The 659-nt window shown below is 46.3% G+C and carries 1 protein-coding gene; it reads left to right on the top strand.

Annotation, left to right across the window (positions count from 1 at the left end; translation table 11 throughout):
* Window positions 1–659: MutS-related protein (locus tag PGX78_RS09050; protein WP_442864830.1), on the top strand; the 659-nt coding region annotated here is incomplete at both ends.

Raw genomic sequence — 659 nt, 5'->3', positions numbered from 1 at the left:
TGCAGGAAACGGCTCGTGCCGTAGCCGTAGCGGACAGCTTGTACAGCCTGGCCGTATGTGCCAAGGAGAATCGCTACGTACGGCCTGCATTAAACAGTCGTGAAGTCGTTCGCATCGAAGAAGGTCGTCATCCCATTATTGAGCAATATAATAAAAACGAACTCTTTGTACCTAATGATGTTACGCTTAACCATACGGATCACGAAGTTCTTGTTATAACGGGACCCAATATGGCCGGTAAATCGACGTATATGCGTCAGACGGCAGTCTTGATATTAATGGCACAGACGGGATCTTTTATCCCTGCCGAGAGTGCCGATATTTGCCCTGTTGACAGGATTTTTACGCGTATCGGCGCCAGTGACGATATTTTAACGGGTCAAAGTACGTTTATGACGGAAATGAAGGAAGTATCCTATATTTTAAAACACGCTACGTGTCGCAGTTTGTTGATTTTGGACGAAATCGGCCGAGGTACGAGTACCTTCGACGGTATGTCCATTGCCAAGGCGGTTATTGAATATTGTTTAAAACACGTTCACGCATTTACTCTCTTTGCCACACACTATCATGAGTTGGTTTCCATGGCGGACGAATCGAGTCTTTTGAAGAACTATACCGTCGCCGTTCGAGAACGGGGCAAGTCCATCAAGTTCTTG

This window comes from Megasphaera sp. AF13-6AC (assembly GCF_027685385.1).
Taxonomy (GTDB): domain Bacteria; phylum Bacillota; class Negativicutes; order Veillonellales; family Megasphaeraceae; genus Megasphaera; species Megasphaera micronuciformis.
This window is presented reverse-complemented; position numbering and strand designations above follow the sequence as displayed.